The organism is Rhizobacter sp. P3_B12, from assembly GCF_056402895.1.
In genome coordinates, this window is the sequence record NZ_JBFUGN010000698.1 from 1 (window position 1) to 3,304 (window position 3,304).

The window sequence follows — 3,304 nt, forward strand, 5'->3', positions numbered from 1 at the left end:
CCGTTGATTTCGTAGCCCGGATGCCAATCCGGGACACATTGATCAGGTGGTTGATTCCCGGATTGGCATCCGGGCTACGAAATCAACGGATCGCATCGACGACCCCTTCGCTTCTCTCGCTCTTGCCATACCGCAAGGGCCGGATCTCCGACAGCGCCTTGAAGCTGCTCTTCACCCACTGGTCGTAGATGCCGTTGGTGGTGCGCCGCGCATTCAGCTCATGCAGCTCGGTGGCCTTCTCCTCGAACGGGTAGGCCTGCTCTTCCAGCATCACGTTGTACTGCTCCAGTTCGAGCTTCGACAGCTTCTTCGGGCGCTGCGAGTTGACGAGCGCCTTGCCGAAGTCCTGGTAGAGCGCCGCGATCTGGTAGGTCGCCGCGGTCGTCACGTCGGCCACGCCGTAGTCGGCCGCCACCGTGTAGGCCTTCAGCGATTCCTCCAGCCGCGCCTTCTTGTTCTTCAGCGCCGCGGCCAGCGGCTCGACCAGCTGCACCTTGCGGTAGCTGTCGGCCACCGGCGCCGCCATCGCGAGCGCCGCGGTCGCGCCCAGGTAACGGGTGCGGTTCGTGCGCGCCGCGCCCCCAGCCTGGTCGACCTGGTAGATCTCCTTCATCCAGGTGAACTCGCGCGCCGCGTTGCCGTCGTCCTTCGCGATCTTCGCCAGCCGATAGCGCGCCTCGACCGAGGCCTCGAACGACATGCCGCCCTGCTTCAGGTAGCGCTCGTAGGCCTTGCCGGCATTCGCGCGCGATCCGGCCTTCTCGTACATCTCGGCCGATTGCCACAGCGCATCGCGCGCCAGCGCCGGATCCTTGTTGGTGGCGGCGAAACGCTCGTACTCGCCGGCCGCCAGCGCCCACTGGCCGCGCTCGGTGTAGGCCAGCGCGAGCTTGTTGCCCACGTCGGCCTGCAGCGGATGGTTCGGGTAGCGCTTGCGGAAGTCCTCCAGCGTGCGGCTCGCGCCGTCCCAGTCCTTCAGGCCGATCATCGCGGCCGCCGCGTCGTACTGCGCCGGCGCCGCCACGCTCGACTGCGGTGCCACCGTGGCCACGCGCGTGAAGTGCTTCACCGCCTCGACCAGCTGGCCCTTGCTGCGCGCCTGCTCGCCCTGCTTGTAGATCGATGCCGCCTGGCGCTCGACCAGGTCCTTGCGCGCCGGATCGTTCGCCGGCGCGAGCGCCAGCACCTCGCCGTACGCCTGCTCGGATTGATCGAACTCGCCGCGCTCGAACGAGCTGTGCGCGATCACGGTCCAGGCCACGCGCCGGTTCGCCGGCTCGGCCGGCGGCTGCAGCGCCAGCACCTGCCGCGCGACGGTCGCCGCGCGCGCCTGGTCGCCCAGCGTGAACAGCTTCTCCGCCGCGTTGGTCAGCACCGGGCCGCTGCGCTTGTCGTTCGGGTTCGCGTTCGCGAAGCGCAGCGCGCTCTCGACGCTCTCCTTCTGCAGCGCCGGCAGCTCGGCCGGCGACGCCTTCTTCTCCTGCGCGGCATAGCTCAGCAGCGCGGCATAGCCGGCGTCGGCGCTCTTCGCGTGCAGCGGGTAGCCGTAGGCGGTCTTCTCGTACTCCGGCGCGGCTTCCTTGAAGCGCCCGTCCTCGTACAGCAGCTCGGCCAGCAGGAAGTTGTTCTGCGGCGCCTCCGGGTCCTTCGGGAACGAGGTGAGGTAGCTGCGGTACCACTTCACCGCTTCCTGGTAGTCGGCAGTCGACTTGCTCTTCTGCGCCTGCGAGTGGTAGTGCTGCGCCAGCTCGGCAAGATTCGTCTTGACCAGCGGTTGCGCGTTCTCCTGCCAGGCGGCGGAGTTCTGCCGGCTGAACTCGCTGTCGACGCCGTAGCGCTCCACGTACTCCTTCTTCGCGTCGAGCGCCATCGCGCCGAAGCCGTTCTGCTGGTAGATCGCGATCACGCGCGCCTGCATCAGCGGCGACTGGCCGTGCAGCGGGTCGCGGCGCGCAAACGCGCTGAAGGTGTCGGCGGCGTCCTTCGGCCGGTCCTGCCGCAGGTACAGCTCGCCCAGCTGCTGGTACACGCGCCACTCGTAGGCGCGGCGCTCCGGCGTCGTCATGTAGGCGGGGATGCTCTCGGCGCCCTGCAGGTTCTCCAGGCTCAGGCTGGACACGCGGAAGGTGTCCTCGACCAGCTCGCGGTCGCCGCGCGTCAGGCCGGGCAGCGTCTCCAGCTCGCCTTCGTCCTTGCGGCCGCCGAGCTTCAGGTCGAGCACGCCGAAGAACGGGTGCAGCGCATCGTCGAGCCGGCCCTGCTTGAACAGCGACCAGCCCTGCATGTACAGCGCGCGGTCGCGGAACGGGTTCGACGAATCGCCCTGCAGCACGGTGCCGTAGGCCTGCTCGGCCTTCACGTAGTCGCGCGTCGAGAACAGCAGCTCGCCGCGGCGGAACTGCGCCTCGTCGCGGTAGATCGTCTTCGGGTACTTCGCGACCAGGTCGTCGAGCGTCTTCAGCGCGAGCTCGAGCTCGCCGCCCTGCTCCTGCGCGCGCGCCAGCTGGTACAGCACGCGGTCGTTGGTCTCGTCCTGCGGGTAGGTCTTCAGGAACTCCTGGTAGCGCGCGGTCGCGGCCTTGTAGTCGGGCGTGCCGTTCGGCGTCTGCTGGCCGGCGGCCAGGCGGTTGTCGGCACCGTCCATCTCCAGGTCGCCCAGGCGGCGCATCGCCTCGGCGCGCTGCGTGGCCTTCGGCGCGGCCTTCAGGAACTCGGTGTAGGCGGCGATGGCCTGGTTCTCGTCGGCCTTCACGCCGTTGTCTTCGGCCACGGTGATCTCGCGGCCCGACATCGACTTCAGGGTCGGCTGGTCATCGCCGGGCAGCGTCTTCTTGCCGGCACAGGCAGCAAGCCCGAGCAGCATCAGCAGCGCCAGACTATGGCTTGGGCGGCGCATTGGCGGGTTCCAGTTGCTTGTTGGACTGGCTCGCGGCGCGGTCGTACAGCTGTGCGACGGCGAAGCGGGCCTGCGTGGTGTATTCGACCAGCCGGTCCTTCTGCTGCACGAGCTCGGCCACGGCCAGCTCCTGCACGAACTGCTGCTGCTCGGTGCTCAGCGCGGCCACGCGCGGCAGCAGCGCCTCGATGGCCTTGCCGAGCTCGGYGATGCGCGCGGCGAAGGCCTCGAACTTCGCCGGCTCGTCCTGCTGCGCCTGCGCGAGCGCCGCGTCGACRCGGCGCGTGTCGGCCAGCGCCTCGGTGGTGGTGCGCGCGCTCTTCCTGGCGTCCCACAGATGTTGCGGGTACTCCTGCGCGAGGCGCCAGGTCAGCGCGCCGGACGCGAGGCGGAAGCGCTCGCGCGCCG

At 69.1% G+C, this 3,304-nt stretch carries 1 protein-coding gene and 1 pseudogene; both read right to left on the reverse strand.

Annotated features, from left to right (window positions below):
- Window positions 1–82 precede the first annotated feature (82 nt).
- A complete protein-coding gene (locus tag AC1D01_RS26390; RefSeq protein ID WP_477871649.1) occupies window positions 83–2,896 on the reverse strand; it encodes a tetratricopeptide repeat protein in 2,814 nt (937 codons plus the stop codon).
- Window positions 2,877–3,304 (reverse strand): annotated as a pseudogene (locus AC1D01_RS26395) (hypothetical protein); the annotation flags it as partial. The gene AC1D01_RS26390 and the pseudogene AC1D01_RS26395, both read right to left, overlap by 20 nt.